The organism is Streptomyces sp. NPDC046379 (genome assembly GCF_055587785.1).
The window spans coordinates 240,833-255,792 of the sequence record NZ_JBVJFP010000006.1; the positions used below are offsets into that span (position 1 = coordinate 240,833).

The window sequence follows — 14,960 nt, forward strand, 5'->3', positions numbered from 1 at the left end:
GGCATATGGGGAGCATTGCGCCCATCCCTCCCGGGAGCACGCCGCCGCCCCTCAGCCCTTCTCCGCCTTCTTCTCCGCCGCGTCCTGGATGACCGCCTCCGCGACCTGCTGCATCGACATCCTGCGGTCCATCGACGTCTTCTGGATCCAGCGGAACGCCGCCGGCTCCGTCAGGCCGTACTCCGTCTGCAGGATCGACTTGGCCCGGTCCACCAGCTTGCGCGTCTCCAGTCGCTGGGAGAGGTCGGCGACCTCCTTCTCCAGCTCCTTGAGCTGCGTGTACCGGGAGACGGCCATCTCGATCGCCGGCACGACGTCGCTCTTGCTGAACGGCTTCACCAGGTACGCCATCGCACCGGCGTCCCGCGCCCGCTCCACGAGGTCCCGCTGCGAGAACGCGGTCAGCATCAGCACCGGGGCGATCGACTCCTCGGCGATCTTCTCGGCCGCGGAGATGCCGTCCAGCTTCGGCATCTTCACGTCGAGGATCACCAGGTCCGGCCGGTGCTCCCGGGCCAGTTCCACGGCCTGCTCGCCGTCACCGGCCTCGCCGACGACCGTGTAGCCCTCTTCCTCCAGCATCTCCTTGAGGTCGAGCCGGATCAGCGCCTCGTCCTCGGCGATGACGACGCGGGTCGTCAGCGGCGGCACGTGAGACTTGTCGTCGTCGGGCGCGTCTACGGGCTGGGGCGACTCGGGGGCGGTCACGTGGGCTCCTTGGTGCGAGGCAGGCCGGTACTGCTCCCAAGAGCGTACCCAGCTGCGGTAAAGTGGGGGCACGGCGGGTGACCGCTGACCTTCATTTCAAAGGAAGCCCCGGTAGCCCAGCGGTAGAGGCAATGGTCTCAAACACCATCCAGCGTCGGTTCGAATCCGACCCGGGGTACTTTTCCTTCTTTTTCAAGGTCACCAAACTCAGCGCTTCTCCCCGATGTGGTGCACGTGCACCAGGTTCGTCGTGCCCGACATCCCGGGCGGGGAGCCCGCCGTGATGACCACCGTGTCGCCCGGCTCGCAGCGGCCGTACTTGGTCAGCAGTTCGTCCACCTGGTCGACCATCGCGTCCGTCGAGTCCACGTGCGGGCCGAGGAACGTCTCCACGCCCCAGGTCAGGCTGAGCTGCGAGCGGGTCGCCGGGTCGGGGGTGAAGGCGAGCAGGGGGATCGGGGAGCGGTAGCGGGACAGGCGGCGGGCCGTGTCGCCGGACTGGGTGAAGGCGACGAGGAAGCGGGCGCCGAGGAAGTCGCCCATCTCGGCGGCGGCGCGGGCGACGGCGCCGCCCTGGGTGCGGGGCTTGTTGTGCTCGGTCAGCGGGGGCAGTCCCTTGGCGAGGAGGTCCTGCTCGGCCGCCTCGACGATCTTGGCCATCGTGCGCACGGTCTGGATGGCGTACTTGCCGACGCTGGTCTCGCCGGAGAGCATCACCGCGTCGGTGCCGTCGAGGACGGCGTTGGCGACGTCGGAGGCCTCGGCGCGGGTGGGGCGGGAGTTCTCGATCATCGAGTCGAGCATCTGGGTGGCGACGATCACCGGCTTGGCGTTGCGCCGGGCGAGCTTGACGGCGCGCTTCTGGACGATCGGCACCTGCTCCAGGGGCATTTCGACGCCGAGGTCGCCGCGGGCGACCATGATGCCGTCGAAGGCGGCGACGATGTCCTCGATGTTGTCGACGGCCTGCGGCTTCTCCACCTTGGCGATCACGGGGAGGCGGCGGCCCTCCTCGTCCATGATGCGGTGGACATCCTCGATGTCGCGTCCGCTGCGCACGAAGGAGAGGGCGATGACGTCGCAGCCGGCGCGCAGCGCCCAGCGCAGGTCGGCCTCGTCCTTGTCGGAGAGGGCGGGGACGGAGACGGCGACGCCGGGGAGGTTGAGGCCCTTGTGGTCGGAGACCATGCCGCCTTCGACGACGGTCGTGCGGACGCGGGGGCCGTCGACCTCGGTGACTTCGAGGGTGACCCGGCCGTCGTCCACGAGGATGCGTTCGCCGGGGCTGACGTCGCCGGCGAGGCCCTTGTAGGTGGTGCCGCAGATGTCGCGGTCGCCGCCGACGCCGTCCTCGACGGTGATGGTGAAGGTGTCGCCGCGTTCGAGGAGGACGGGGCCCTCGGTGAAGCGGCCGAGGCGGATCTTGGGGCCCTGGAGGTCGGCGAGGATGCCGACGCTGCGGCCGGCCTCGTCGGCGGCCTTGCGCACGCGCCGGTAGCGGTCCTCGTGTTCGGCGTGGCTGCCGTGGCTGAGGTTGAGGCGTGCGACGTCCATTCCGGCTTCGACCAGTGCCTTGATCTGGTCGTAGGAGTCGGTGGCGGGACCCAGAGTACAAACGATCTTCGCTCGGCGCATGTTTCGAGCCTAGGGCTTACCGGCCAGTAGAGAATTGGCCCGGCATGACCACTCAACAACCTTTGCGTGAAGGGGTGTTGACAAATACTGGATGTGCGGTAGCCCGCTCCGATGAGCAGGTCGGCCCGCCGTGTCCACGGCTTCGGTCACCGGATCGCAACGTGGCGGACCTGTTCCCGTACGTCATGCGCGGGTCAGAATCTACGCGCGTTATCCACGCGCGTGGTGACTGTTGGAGGAGAGAGCACGACATGCCGTTGAACCGCCCGAACCGCCTGAACCGCCGGAAGTTCCTGAAGAAGTCCGCCGCCACCGGGGCGGCGGCCGCGATCGCCGGCACGGTGGCGGCGTCGGCCGCGGAGGCCGCCGAGACGGCGGACAGGCGCCCCAAGCCGGCCAAGCGGTACTCCTTCACCGTCATGGGCACGACCGACCTGCACGGCAACGTCTTCAACTGGGACTACTTCAAGGACGCCGAGTACTCCGACGCGAAGGGCAACGCCAAGGGCCTGGCGCGGATCGCCACGCTGGTGAAGCAGGTGCGAGAGGAGAAGGGCGCCCGCAACACGCTGCTGCTGGACGCGGGCGACACCATCCAGGGCACGCCGCTGACGTACTACTTCGCCAAGGTCGACCCGATCACCGCCGAGGGCGGTCCGGTGCACCCGATGGCGCAGGCGATGAACGCCATCGGGTACGACGCCGTGGCGCTCGGCAACCACGAGTTCAACTACGGCCTCGAAACGCTGCGCAAGTTCGAGGAGCAGTGCGACTTCCCGCTGCTCGGGGCGAACGCGGTGGACGCGAAGACGCTGCGGCCGGCCTTCCCGCCGTACTTCATGAAGACGTTCCGGGTGCCGGGGGCGCCGCCGGTGAAGGTGGCGGTGCTGGGGCTGACGAACCCGGGCATCGCGATCTGGGACAAGGCGTACGTGCAGGGCAAGCTGGTGTTCCCGGGGCTGGAGGAGCAGGCGGCGAAGTGGGTGCCGAAGCTGCGGTCGATGGGCGCGGACGTGGTGGTCGTGTCGGCGCACAGCGGCTCGTCCGGCACGTCGTCCTACGGTGACCAGCTGCCGTACGTGGAGAACGCGGCGGCGAACGTGGCGCGGCAGGTGCCGGGGATCGACGCGATCCTGGTCGGTCACGCGCACACGGAGATCGAGGAGTTGCTGGTCACGAACGAGGAGACCGGCAGGACCGTCGTGCTGTCGGAACCGCTGTGCTACGCGGAGCGGCTGACGCTGTTCGACTTCGAGCTGGTGTTCTCCAAGGGCCGTTGGCAGGTGGAGTCGGTCAAGGCGTCGCTGCGCAACTCGAACACGGTGGCGGACGACCCGGAGATCGCCCGGCTGCTGGACGACGAGCACGCGGCGGTCGTGGACTACGTCAACCAGGTCGTGGGCACCGCGACCGAGACGCTGACGACGGTGGACGCCCGCTACAAGGACGCCCCGATCATCGACCTGATCACCAAGGTGCAGGAGGACGTGGTCAGGGCCGCGCTGGCGGGCACCGAGTACGCGTCGCTGCCGGTGCTGGCGCAGGCGTCGCCGTTCTCGCGGACGTCCGAGATCCCGGCGGGCGAGGTGACGATCCGGGACCTGTCGAGCCTGTACGTGTACGACAACACCCTGGTCGCCAAGGTGATGACGGGCGCGCAGGTGCGGGCGTACCTGGAGTACTCGGCGGAGTACTTCGTGCAGACCCCGGCGGGCGCGGAGGTCGACGTGGCGAGGCTGACCAACGCGGGCGGCCGGCCGGACTACAACTACGACTACGTGTCGGGGCTGACCTACGACATCGACATCGCGCGGCCGGCCGGTTCGCGGATCAGGAACCTGGCGTACGCGGGCGCTCCGCTGGACGACGCGCAGCGGTTCGTGTTCGCGGTGAACAATTACCGGGCCAACGGCGGCGGCGCGTTCCCGCATGTCGCGTCGGCGCAGGAGCTGTGGTCGGAGTCGACGGAGATCCGCACGCGGATCGCGGAGTGGGTGACGGCGAAGGGTGTGCTGGACCCGAAGGACTTCGCGTCGGTGGACTGGCGGCTGACGCGTGAGGGCACGCCGGTGTTCTGATCCGCGCCCGCCGGCCCGGCAGCAGCCTCACACTCCGTCCGTGGGCGGGGTGTGAGGCTGCTGCCGTTCCAGGCCGAAGGTGGTGAAGGCGGTGCGCCGGGGCAGGGGGTACGTCTCCTTGCCGGTGAGGGTGTTGAGGATGTGGGCGCCGCGCCAGGCGGCGAGGCCGAGGTCGGGGGCGCCGACGCCGTGGGTGTGCAGGCCGGCGTTCTGCACGAAGACGCTGCCCGTGACCGTCGGGTCGAGGTCGAGGCGGAAGTCCTCGTCGACGCGGGGGCGACCGGCGTCGTCGCGGCGGAGGTGGGGAGCGAGGGGGGCGAGGAGGTGTTCGAGGGGGCGTTCACGGTGGCCGGTGGCGAGGACGACGGCGTCGGTGGTGAGCCGGGTGCGGGTGCGCTGTTCGATGTGTTCGAGGTGGAGTTCGATCCGGGCGGCGGTCGTGCGGGCCGCGCCGAGGACGCGCACGCCGGGGGTGAGGACGGCGTCGGGCCAGTCGCCGTGCAGGGTCCGCGCGTACAGCTCGTCGTGGATGGCGGCGAGGGTGCCGGCGTCGACGCCCTTGTGGAGCTGCCACTGGGTGGTGGCGAGGCGGTCGCGGACGGGTTCGGCGAGGGCGTGGAAGTAGCGGGCGTAGTCGGGGGTGAAGTGCTCCAGGCCGAGCTTGGAGTACTCCATGGGGGCGAAGGCGGGGGTGCGGCCGATCCAGTGGAGGCGTTCGCGGCCGGCGGGGCGGTGGCGGAGCAGGTCCAGGAAGATCTCGGCGCCCGACTGTCCGGAGCCGACGACCGTGACGTGCCCGGCGGCGAGCACGGCGTCGCGGTGGTGGAGGTAGTCGGTGGCGTGCAGCACGGGCGGTCCGTCGGGGGCGGTGGCGAGGTGCCGCAGGGGTTCGGGGACGTGGGGTGCGGTGCCGAGGGCGAGGGCGATGTTGCGGGCGCGGGTGCGGCCGGTGGACTCGGCTTCGCCGGTGGGGCCGAGGCGGGTGTGGTCGACCTCGAAGAGTTCGCGGCGGGGGTTCCAGCGGACGGCGTCGACGCGGTGGCCGAAGTGGAGTGCGGGCAGGCTCTCGGCGACCCAGCGGCAGTAGGCGTCGTATTCGGCGCGGGGCACGTGGAAGCGCTCGGCGAAGTAGAAGGGGAAGAGCCGGTCGCGGTGTCTGAGGTGGTTGAGGAAGGTCCAGGGGCTGGTGGGGTCGGCGAGGGTGACGAGGTCGGCGAGGAACGGGACCTGGAGGGTGGTGCCGTCGACGAGCTGGCCGGGGTGCCAGTGGAAGGCGGGGCGCTGTTCGTAGAAGACGGTGTCGAGGTGGGTGAGGGGGTGCGCGAGGGCGGCGAGGGAGAGGTTGAGGGGGCCGATGCCGATGCCGACGAGGTCGCGGGGGGTGGGGGGCTGGGTCGTCGGGGGGTGGGTCGCCGAGGGCTGGGACGTCGGGTGGGTCGCCGAGGGCTGGTTCATCGAGGGCTGGTTCCTTCCACGAGCGTGAGCAGGGCGGCCAGGTCCGGGGGCCGGGTGTGGGGGTTGAGGAGGGTGGCCTTGAGCCAGAGGCGGCCGTCGGCGCGGGCGCGGCCGAGGACGGCGTCGCCGGTGTGCAGGAGGCGCCGGCGGATCGCGGCGACCGTGGTGTCGTCGGCGTGGGCGGGCCGGAAGAGGACGGTGCTGAGGGTGGGCCGGGCGTGGAGTTCGAGACCGGGGCCGGCGGCGACGAGGTCGGCGAGGTGTTGGGCGTGGTCGCAGACCTGGTCGACGAGGGCGCCCAAGCCCCGGCGGCCGAGGGTCTTGAGGGTGACGGCGGTCTTGAGGACGTCGGGCCGCCGGGTGGTGCGCAGGGAGCGGCCGAGCAGGTCGGGGAGGCCGGCCTCGGTGTCGTCGTCGGCGTTGAGGTAGTCGGCGCGCTGGCGCAGGGCGGCGAGGTCGTCGGCGCGGGCGACGGCGAGGAGTCCGGCGGCGACGGGCTGCCAGCCCAGTTTGTGCAGGTCGAGGGTGACGGTGTGGGCGGCGTCGAGGCCGGCGAGGAGGTTGCGGCGCCGGGCGCTGAACAGGAGTCCTCCCCCGTAGGCGGCGTCGACGTGCAGGCGGGCGCCGTGGGCGTGGCAGTGGGCGGCGATCTCGGGGAGGGGGTCGATGAGCCCGGCGTCGGTGGTGCCGGCGGTGGCGGCGACGAGGACGGGACCGGGGAGGGCGGCGAGGGCCGTGCCGAGGGAGTCGGGGTCCAGGGTGCCGCCGGGGGTGGGGAGGGCGACGGGGCGGGGCAGGCCGAGAAGCCAGGCGGCGCGGGGCAGGGAATGGTGGGCGTTGGCTCCGTGCACGAGCCGCACCGCGGGACCGTGCGCCTCGCGGGCGAGGAGCAGGGCGAGGAGGTTGGACTCGGTGCCGCCGGTGGTGACGAGGCAGTCGGCGGCGCCCGTCTCGGCGGCGAGGGCGCGGGTGACCAGGGCTTCGAGGGCGGCGGCGGAAGGGGCCTGGTCCCAGGAGTCGAGGGACGGGTTGAGGGCGCTCGCGGCGAGGTCGGCGGCGGTGGCGACGGCGAGGGGCGGGCAGTGCAGATGGGCGGCGCACAGGGGGTGCGCGGGGTCGGCGGCGCCGGCGGCGAGGGCGTGGACGATGCGGCGCAGGGCGTCGGGGTCGCCGTCCTCGGGCAGGACGTCGCCGAGCGCCTCCCGCATCCGGGCGGCGACGGCCTCGGGTCCGCCGGAGGGCAGTGGGCCGCCGCGGGCGCGGGCTCCGGCGTCCAGGGCGTCGAGGACGGTGGCGAGCAACGGCCGCAGCGCGTCGGCGCCTTGGGGTCCTGACGCGAGGGGCGGGATGCGCACGGGGTCCTCCGGGGCGGGCGTGGGCCGGGAGCACCCAGCTTGGGCCCGCGGGAGGCGGCACGCCCGGGAGAGTCCGGAGGGAGACCCGAAGGAGGGAATCGTGGTGGCCGACGGGGGCGTGTGCGCGCCGGCCGGCCGCCTGCGGGAGCCGCGTACGAGCCTGCCCGCGCCTCCTGTCGTGGTCAGGCGCAGGTCCGTCGGCCGGGACGGCTCCCGCCTCGCGTGACGTCGCCGCTCGGCGCACCGCCTCCCACAGGGCGGCCTGCTGCCGACGCGGATTCCGTTTCCGGTCGGCCCTCCGGTGCGGCGGAATGCGCCGTCCAACCGTCCGGCTGCGGCGTCGGCTGCCAGCGCCTCGGCGGGCGGGGTGGACGGCTCCGTACCGAGGGCGGGCGCACCCTCGTCGCGGCCGACGCCGGACGCGGGACGGGGGCGCTCCGGCTCGGGACCACGGGCGGGCAGCGGTCCGCGGCAGGGGCGGACCGCTGCCCGTCCCGGCGGCGTCGTGGGCGCACGCGGGGGTGCGCGGGAGCGCGAGGGCCTCCGGTCCGCAGGCCGGGGGCCGCTGCGGGTTGGTCCCGCTGCCCACGCCTCGCGCACCGGCAGAGCACGGGCGAGCGCGTGCGCGGGAGCGCCACGGCCCCGCGACCACCCGGCGGGCAGCGCGCCGCCGCGCACGCAGGCCCGGCTCCCGGCCACCCCCCTGCGCGCCCCGAGAGCCCGGCGAGGCCGTACACAGGAACCCCGCCGCCCCGCGTCCGCGGCGTGCAGCGGGCCGCGCCGCTGCCCGGCGCCCTGCCTACCCCTTGCGCACGCGCAGGGCGCGGGCGAGGTCGTCGAGCTGGTCGCTCAGCTTGCGGTGCAGGGCCGGGATCGGGTCGTCCTCGCGCAGGCACCGCTCTCCCAGGTTCAGGGTGTCGTCGTCGACGGCGTGGGCGGGGAAGGCCCAGCGGCCGGCGGCGTCGGCGATGGCGGGGCCGCGGCGTTCGGCGACGGCGACGGCGTCCTGGAAGTAGCGGGGCACGAACTCCCTTACCAGGTCGGCCTGTTCGGGCTGCCAGAAGCCCTGGGCGGTGGCCGTGAAGAGGTAGTTGGACAGGTCGTCGCCGGCGAACATGGCGTCCCAGGCGGCCCGCTTGGCCTCCGGTTCGGGGAGGGCGGCGCGGCAGCGGGCGGCGCCTTCGCGGCCGGTGGCGCTCGGGTCGCGGTCGAGTTCGGCGGCGATGGCGGCCTCGTCGGTGGCGCCGAGGACGGCGAGGCGGCCGAGGATGCGCCAGCGCAGCTCGGGGTCGAGTTCGGGGCCGCCGGGCACGATGCCGTCGGCGAGCCAGGCGGCGATGGTGTCGGGGTGGGCGGCGCAGTCGATGCGGTGGCGTACGGCGATCAGGCGCAGGCCGGGGTTGTCGCCGTCCTCGGTGCGGCGGATCAGGTCGCGGCACAGCTCGGTGAGGGTGGCGAGGGCGGCGGGCCGCCGGTCGGGGGCGAGGTAGCGGTCGGCGATCTGCGTGCGGGCGAAGCCGAGGACGCCCTGGACGAGGGCGAGATCGGTCTCGTACGGGATGTGGGCGCGGGCGGCGTCGAGGTAGGCGCTGGGCGGCAGTTCGCCGTCGCGGACGGCGTCGCGCAGGGCGTTCCAGACGACGGCGCGGGTGAGCGGGTCGGGCAGGCCGGACAGGGCGCGCAGGGCGGTGTCGAGCGATCCGGCGTCGAGGCGGATCTTGGCGTAGGTGAGGTCGCCGTCGTTGAGGAGGACGAGGGCGGGGCGGGGGCCGTGGAAGGCGAGGCGGAGGTCGCCGCTCGCGGGGAGGTCCTCCTGGATGCGGCGGCGCAGGGTCAGGCCGCGGGGGTTGCCGGGCTCGGGGTCGTAGAGGCCGATGGCGAGGTGGTGGGGGCGGCGGGCGGGCGGTCGGGGAAGCGTGGCCGGGCGCCGCGTGCCGTCGCGGTCGCGGGACGGATCGGGGCCGGAGCGGGTGCCGGGGCTGCCCTCGTTGCCGACGTCCAGGTGCCAGGAGGCGTCGTCGGCGCGCACCTCGGGGACGAGGGTGTCGACGCCGGTGGTGCGCAGCCAGGCGTCGGCCCAGGCGTGGACGTCGCGATCGGTGTTGCGGGCCAGGGAGTCGATGAAGTCGGCGAGGGTGGCGTTGCCGAAGCGGTGCCGGGCGATGTGGGTGTTGATGCCGGCGAGGAAGTCCTTCTCGCCGAGCCAGGCGACGAGCTGGCGCAGGGCGGAGGCGCCCTTGGCGTAGGAGATGCCGTCGAAGTTGAGCAGCGCGGCGGCGGTGTCGTCGACGGCCTCGGGGGCGACGGGGTGGGTGGAGGGCCGCTGGTCGGCGTCGTAGCCCCAGGGCTTGCGGACGACGCCGAAGTCGGTCCAGGTGCCGGTGAAGCGGGTGGCCTCGGTGAGGGTCTGGTAGCCCATGTACTCGGCGAAGGACTCGTTGAGCCAGATGTCGTCCCACCACGCGAGGGTGACGAGGTCGCCGAACCACATGTGGGCCATCTCGTGGGCGATGACCATGGCGCGGGTCTGGCGCTCGGTGTCGGTGACGGCGGAGCGGTAGACGAACTCGTCGCGGAAGGTGACCAGTCCGGGGTTCTCCATGGCGCCGGCGTTGAACTCGGGGACGAAGGCCTGGTCGTAGGAGTCGAACGGGTAGGGCTCCTCGAACTTCTCGTGGTAGCGGTCGTAGCACTGCCGGGTGATCTCGACGATTTCCGCGGCGTCCGCGTCGAGGTGGGGGGCGAGGGAGCGGCGGCAGTGGATGCCGAACGGCAGTCCGCGGTGCTCGGTGCGCACGGAGTGCCAGGGGCCGGCGGCGACGGCGACGAGGTAGGTGGAGATCGGCGGGGTGGTCGCGGCGCGCCAGCGGCCGTCGCCGAGGTGTTCGGTGACGCCGTTGGCGAGGACGGTCCAGTGGCGGGGGGCGGTGACCGTGACGTCGAAGACGGCCTTGAGGTCGGGCTGGTCGAAGGCGGGGAAGACGCGCTGGACGTCGTCGAGGAAGAGCTGGGTGTAGAGGTAGGTCTCGCCGTCGGCGGGGTCGGTGAAGCGGTGCATGCCCTCGCCGGTGCGCGAGTAGCGCATGGCGGTGTCGAGGCGCAGTTCGTGTTCGCCGGGGGCGAGGTCCTTCAGCGGCAGGCGGTCGCCGTCGAGGGCGGCGGGGTCCAGGGGCTGTCCGTCCAGGGTGACCGAGCGCAGTTCGGCGGGCTTGAGCTCCACGAACGTGTCCGTGACGTCCTGGTCCGGGCGGACGCTGAAGGTGATCACGGTGCGGGAGTCGAAGGTCTCGTCACCGGTCGTCAGATCGAGGTCGATCGTGTAGCGGTGGACGTCGAGGAGCCGGGCACGGGTCTGCGCTTCGTCGCGCGTCAGTACGGACATGCTGCACATGCTGCCCGATGCCCCGGACGCCGGGACAGGGGCGGTCGGGAACACGGTCGCGGGTGCCGGCCCGCGCCGGGGCGTACCGCGGGCCCGGACGCGGTACCGGCCGGGCCCGCGGGTCAGTCGGTGCCGGGGGTGGCGCCGGTGTCCTCGGCGATGCGCTCGTGGTGCCGGATGACCTCGGCGATGATGAAGTTCAGGAACTTCTCGGCGAAGGCCGGGTCCAGTTTGGCGCTCTCGGCGAGGGCGCGCAGCCGGGCGATCTGGCGGGCCTCGCGGGAGGGGTCGGCGGGCGGCAGCCGGTGCTGGGCCTTGAGGCGGCCGACCTGCTGGGTGCACTTGAAGCGCTCGGCGAGCATGTGGACGACGGCCGCGTCGATGTTGTCGATGCTGTCGCGCAGACGGGCGAGTTCGGCGGCCACGTCCTCGGAGGTGGTGCTGCTGGTCGTCATGGGCATCCACCCTACGTGGCGGGGGCGGGCCCCGGCGCGGCGCGGACGGGCTTGTGGAAGTGCACGTCGTGGTGGCCTCCGGGGATGCCCTCGGTACGGCCGGTCTCCCGGAAGCCGAGGCCGCGGTAGAAGCCGGGGGCCTGGAAGGCGAACGAGGAGACGACCATGTCGGTGCAGCCGCGCCGGGCGCCCTCCGCCTCCGCGGCGCGCATCAGCCGGCGTCCCCGGCCTGCGTGCCGCCGGTCCTCGCGGACCCACAGCATGTCCACGGCGCAGAGGGTGCCCCAGATCCATCCCGTGAGCCCTGCGACGAGGTCGCCGGCGTCATCGGTGACGTCGACGGAGAACTCCACGGGCTCCCCGGCTCCGGTCGCCGCGGCGTTGAACGCGGTGAGTTCGTCGTCGAGCCGCCGCAGCTCGTCGTTCTCGCCGCCGACCCGCAGGGAGGTGGGCACGGGGTCCTGCTGTTCGCCGATCACGCGGGGATTCTGCCGGGGCGGGGGCGTGCGGGCGAGCGGATTTCGTCCGGGGGCGGGGGGTTCGCCGGGGGCCGGGAGCTTCGCCGGGGTGGGCCGGGGGGGTTCTCGCCGGAGGGCCGGGACGGCATCACCGGGCTCGCACCGAAGCGGCAGGAGCCGAGAGCCAAGCAGCCGACCCGCCACCGGACGACCGGAACGAGGGCCAGGCAGCAGACCCGCCACCGGACGACCGAAACCGACGGCCAAGCAGCCGACCCGCCACCGGACGACCGAAACCGACGGCCAAGCAGCCGACCCGCCACCGGACGACCGAAACCGACGGCCAAGCGGCCGCAGCGACGCCCCGAAGGGTCCGGAAAGCCCGCGGCGTCCGGCGGCACCGCGCCCACGGCCAAAGCCGAAGGCCCGGCGGCCGGGCTCGTCGCCCGGCCGCCGGGCCCCGTGCGGCGGAGCCGTCCCGGAGGACCGGCCCCGCCGTCGGCGTCGGTCAGAGTGCCGACGCCGCGCGGGCTATGTCGCCCGCGAAGTGGCTGACCTCCGTGTAGACGCCGGGGACGCCCGTGCGGGCGCAGCCGTCGCCCCAGCTGACGATGCCGACCTGGATGTACTTGCCGGCGTCGTCCTTGCGGAACATCGGGCCACCGGAGTCGCCCTGGCAGGTGTCGATGCCGCCGCTCTGGTAGCCGGCGCACAGCTCTTCCTTGGCGATCAGCCGGCTGCCGTAGTGCCACTTGCAGGCGCGGTCGCTGACGAACGGCACGCTGGCCTTGCGCAGCTTGGTCGTGCCCGTGCCGGCGCCCTCGCGGGTGTCGCCCCAGCCCGCGATGGTGAACGTGCCGCGGTTGTACCGGTTGGTCGTGGCGATCTTCAGCGTGGGCTTGTCGATCGGCTTGGCGAGCTTGATCAGCGCCCAGTCCTTGCCGTAGCCGTCGTAGCCGGGGGCGAGCTTGACCTTGGTCGACCTCACGCGGATCGCGGAGGAGGAGTTCAGGTCGGCGGCGCCTGCGGTGACGACGATGCTGGTGTTGGTACCGGAGCCCGGCAGGCAGTGGGCGGCCGTCAGCACGACGTCCTTCTTGTAGAGCGCGCCGCCGCAGCCCATCGAGAGATGCACCATGAAGGGGAACTCGTTCTGGGCGGCGGTCGTCCCACCGATGATGCGCGCGTCCGCCGCGTGCGCCGCGACCGGCTGGAGACTGGCTACCGCGAGAGCGACGGCACCGGCTGCCGCGGCTTTCCTGGCCAGGGACAGACGGCCAGATTTCGTCGCATTTTGCGTCAACGTACTTCCCTTCGTGGGCAATTGGGCGGCTCGCAGTATGAAGACCCAGGAGGGGTCATGACAAGGGCGGATCTCACGCCCTTCGGACGGAACCGATCCGGGGAAATGCCGCTCTCACCCTCGTAGAGTGGAAATCGGCGGCCACGGCCCATCGACGGTCACGGCCTGCTGGAGGTACGGACGTGGCGAACGACGGACCGGTCGAGCACGGCTACCCCCACCTGGAGACGGTGCGGGCGGCCGTCACCGCGCTCTACCGCCGTCTGTCCCCCGACACCGTGCGCACGTTCGCGACCAGCGTGGCCCCGGTCGACGTGGCGTTCGGCGACGCCGACGACCTCCATCCGGGCGCCCAGCGGGTGGCGCGGGAACTGGTGCGTCACTTCCGGCTGCCCGATGCCCGGTTCGTCGTGGGCTTCCGCGCCATGGACCATGCCGCGAACGTCGAACTCGCCGCCGGGCCCGAGTACTTCGTCGAGCTGAACGACCGCTTCCGCACCCATCGCCGGGACATCGGCGCCGCCCTGGCCCACGAGGTGACGCACGTCTACCTGCACCGCCTGGACCTGTCCTTCCCCGGCGTCCGCGACAACGAGATCCTCACCGACACGGTGACGACGTACCTGGGCGCGGGATGGCTGCTGCTGGACGCCTACCGGGAGGACGCGGCGTCCAGCCAGAAGCTCGGCTATCTCACCCCGGAGGAGTTCGGGTACGTCCTCGCCAAGCGGTCGCTGGTCTTCGCGGAGGACCCGGCGCCGTGGTTCACCAGCCCGCAGGCGTACACGGCGTACGTGGAGGGCAGGGCGCTCGCGCTGCGGGACGGGCGGCAGCCCCCGCTGACGGCGGCGGGCCGGTCGGGCCGGCTCCGCTACGCCCGTGACCGAAGGCGGGCGCAGTCGGGCCGCCCCGTCCCGGCGCCGGCCGGAGCGCCGTACGCCTTCGCCCCGCGGCCGTCGCCGGACGGCGGGCAGCTACGGGTGTCGTTCCCCTGCCCGACGTGTCACCAGCGGATCGGGGTGCCGGTACGGGGCCGGGTGCGGGCGCGGTGCGGGCTGTGCCGGACGGTGCTGGAGTGCGACACCTAGCAGACCCAGGACACCCGGTCACCTGGTCACCTGGTCACCTGGTCACCTGGTCACCAGGACGCCTCTCCGGGCATCCCGGAACTCGCCGCGACTCTCAGCCCGCGCGGACGATCCCCCGCTCCCGCGCCGCCGCCAGCCACGCCGGGAACTCCCCCACCAGCCGGTCGTACAGCTCCGCGTCGCAGACCTTCCGCGGGTCGGCGCCCGCGGGGAAGAAGCCGGCGTTGTCGACCGCCCGCTTCCCCGGCACCGGCAGGTCGTCCAGGCGGCGCAGGAAGTCGAACTGCCTGCTGCCGGGGTCTCCGAAGCCGATGAACTGCCAGAACATCGGGAGAGTGGACGCCTTGCACAGGTACCGCTCCGCCGCGAGCTTGTTGATCGGTCCGCCGTCGGTCTGGAAGACCACCAGCGCGGGGTCGGCGGCCCCGCTGTCGAGGTAGTGGTCGATGACGGCGTCCATGGCCAGGTGGTAGCTGGTCCTGCCCATGTGCCCGAGGCCGGCCGCGATCCGCTCGACGCAGCCCCGGTGGCCGGCGAGCTCGATCTCCGTCTCGGCGTCGATGTCCGTGGAGAAGAACACCACCGGCACCCGCCCGTCGTCGTCCAGGTGGGCGGCGAGCCCGAGCACCCGGTCGGCGAGGGCCTGCACGGCGCCGTCCTTGTAGTACGGCTTCATGGAGCCGGAGTAGTCGACCACGAGGTAGACGGCGGCCCGCTGCCCCTCCATGCCGTGCCGGGCGAGGGACGAACCGGCGCTCTTGTACAGGCTCACGAGCGCGGGCGCGGTCTCCTCGATCCTGCGCAGACTGATCGCCGCCATCCCGCCCCGCTCCCTGTCGATCCCCGTACCTCGCCGGTCCCGGCCGACCGGACCCCGAGGGTACGGCACCTGCGCCCCGGGACCCCGCGGGTCCCCCGGATCCGGCATGGCCGCCAAGCGTCTCCAAGACCACGCGCCGCCCCGAGCACCGCGAACCCACCGATCCCGGCACTCCCCCGCGTTGGTTATGTTGATCACCGCCGTCCCCACCGGCTCGCAGCCC

At 72.9% G+C, this 14,960-nt stretch carries 11 protein-coding genes and 1 tRNA gene; 3 read left to right on the forward strand and 9 right to left on the reverse strand.

Going from position 1 to position 14,960, the window contains the following annotated elements; all coding sequences use genetic code 11:
- Positions 1–51: 51 nt before the first annotated feature.
- Positions 52–708 carry an ANTAR domain-containing response regulator gene (locus ACZ6KF_RS13735; RefSeq protein ID WP_356636908.1) on the reverse strand — a complete coding sequence of 219 codons (657 nt, stop codon included), beginning with the start codon at positions 706–708 and terminating at the stop codon, positions 52–54.
- Between the two features lie 105 nt (positions 709–813).
- Between ACZ6KF_RS13735 and ACZ6KF_RS13740 the strand changes: the two genes are divergently transcribed.
- Positions 814–886: transfer RNA gene (locus ACZ6KF_RS13740), tRNA-Leu, on the forward strand.
- 29 nt (positions 887–915) lie between these two features.
- Here the strand turns inward: ACZ6KF_RS13740 and pyk are convergent.
- On the reverse strand, positions 916–2,343 hold the full coding sequence (pyk, locus tag ACZ6KF_RS13745) for a pyruvate kinase (protein WP_356636906.1): 1,428 nt from the start codon (positions 2,341–2,343) through the stop codon (positions 916–918).
- A 251-nt stretch (positions 2,344–2,594) separates the two neighbouring features.
- Here pyk and ACZ6KF_RS13750 point away from each other — a divergent pair, with 251 nt between their 5' ends.
- Positions 2,595–4,421: a bifunctional metallophosphatase/5'-nucleotidase gene (locus ACZ6KF_RS13750; protein ID WP_356636904.1), complete on the forward strand. Its 1,827-nt coding sequence runs from the start codon at positions 2,595–2,597 to the stop codon at positions 4,419–4,421.
- Between the two features lie 27 nt (positions 4,422–4,448).
- On the opposite strand, the gene ACZ6KF_RS13755 is transcribed toward ACZ6KF_RS13750, so the two are convergent.
- From ACZ6KF_RS13755 to ACZ6KF_RS13780, 6 genes are all read right to left on the reverse strand, one after another.
- A complete protein-coding gene (locus ACZ6KF_RS13755) occupies positions 4,449–5,876 on the reverse strand; it encodes a lysine N(6)-hydroxylase/L-ornithine N(5)-oxygenase family protein (protein WP_356636901.1) in 1,428 nt (475 codons plus the stop codon).
- Entirely contained in the window at positions 5,873–7,231 is a 1,359-nt protein-coding gene (locus ACZ6KF_RS13760; protein ID WP_356636899.1) for a pyridoxal phosphate-dependent decarboxylase family protein, read from the reverse strand. Before ACZ6KF_RS13760 ends, ACZ6KF_RS13755 begins: the two co-directional genes overlap by 4 nt.
- Before the next feature lie 799 nt (positions 7,232–8,030).
- Positions 8,031–10,622: an aminopeptidase N gene (gene pepN, locus ACZ6KF_RS13765; protein ID WP_469238502.1), complete on the reverse strand. Its 2,592-nt coding sequence runs from the start codon at positions 10,620–10,622 to the stop codon at positions 8,031–8,033.
- Between the two features lie 113 nt (positions 10,623–10,735).
- The gene (locus ACZ6KF_RS13770; protein ID WP_356636895.1) at positions 10,736–11,068 is read right to left on the reverse strand and encodes a chorismate mutase; all 333 of its coding nucleotides are present in this window, start codon (positions 11,066–11,068) and stop codon (positions 10,736–10,738) included.
- Between the two features lie 11 nt (positions 11,069–11,079).
- A complete protein-coding gene (locus tag ACZ6KF_RS13775; protein ID WP_469238503.1) occupies positions 11,080–11,547 on the reverse strand; it encodes a GNAT family N-acetyltransferase in 468 nt (155 codons plus the stop codon).
- A 487-nt stretch (positions 11,548–12,034) separates the two neighbouring features.
- The gene (locus tag ACZ6KF_RS13780) at positions 12,035–12,799 is read right to left on the reverse strand and encodes a S1 family peptidase (protein WP_356634408.1); all 765 of its coding nucleotides are present in this window, start codon (positions 12,797–12,799) and stop codon (positions 12,035–12,037) included.
- A 212-nt stretch (positions 12,800–13,011) separates the two neighbouring features.
- On the opposite strand from ACZ6KF_RS13780, the gene ACZ6KF_RS13785 reads away from it, so the two are divergent.
- Entirely contained in the window at positions 13,012–13,917 is a 906-nt protein-coding gene (locus ACZ6KF_RS13785; RefSeq protein WP_469238504.1) for a hypothetical protein, read from the forward strand.
- Positions 13,918–14,011: 94 nt separating this feature from the next.
- On the opposite strand, the gene ACZ6KF_RS13790 is transcribed toward ACZ6KF_RS13785, so the two are convergent.
- Positions 14,012–14,737: a VWA domain-containing protein gene (locus tag ACZ6KF_RS13790; RefSeq protein ID WP_356634396.1), complete on the reverse strand. Its 726-nt coding sequence runs from the start codon at positions 14,735–14,737 to the stop codon at positions 14,012–14,014.
- Between the last annotated feature and the right edge of the window lie 223 nt (positions 14,738–14,960).